Below are 624 nucleotides of genomic sequence, written 5' to 3' on the forward strand. Positions count from 1 at the left end.
GAATGACACGACTTCGGCGGTACGCTTGAGCCCCGCTACATTGTCGGCGCGGAATCACTTGACCAGTGAGCTATTACGCACTCTTTCAAGGGTGGCTGCTTCTAAGCCAACCTCCTGGTTGTCTCTGCGACTCCACATCCTTTCCCACTTAGCGTACGCTTAGGGGCCTTAGTCGATGCTCTGGGCTGTTTCCCTCTCGACCATGGAGCTTATCCCCCACAGTCTCACTGCCGTGCTCTCACTTACCGGCATTCGGAGTTTGGCTAAGGTCAGTAACCCGGTAGGGCCCATCGCCTATCCAGTGCTCTACCTCCGGCAAGAAACACACGACGCTGCACCTAAATGCATTTCGGGGAGAACCAGCTATCACGGAGTTTGATTGGCCTTTCACCCCTAACCACAGGTCATCCCCCAGGTTTTCAACCCTGGTGGGTTCGGTCCTCCACGAAGTCTTACCTCCGCTTCAACCTGCCCATGGCTAGATCACTCCGCTTCGGGTCTAGAGCGTGCAACTCAATCGCCCTATTCGGACTCGCTTTCGCTACGGCTTCCCCACACGGGTTAACCTCGCTACACACCGCTAACTCGCAGGCTCATTCTTCAAAAGGCACGCAGTCACGACTG

General features: G+C 55.9%; 1 other annotated feature (only partly in view).

The window, feature by feature from the left end:
• Window positions 1-624 (reverse strand) — a sequence feature (mutual gap in cmsearch alignment for this rRNA model is longer than 100) (it extends past both window edges: 2,072 nt to the left, 857 nt to the right).

The sequence above is a fragment of the Streptomyces sp. NRRL WC-3549 genome, assembly GCF_000721935.1.
In the GTDB taxonomy this organism is placed as follows: domain Bacteria; phylum Actinomycetota; class Actinomycetes; order Streptomycetales; family Streptomycetaceae; genus Streptomyces.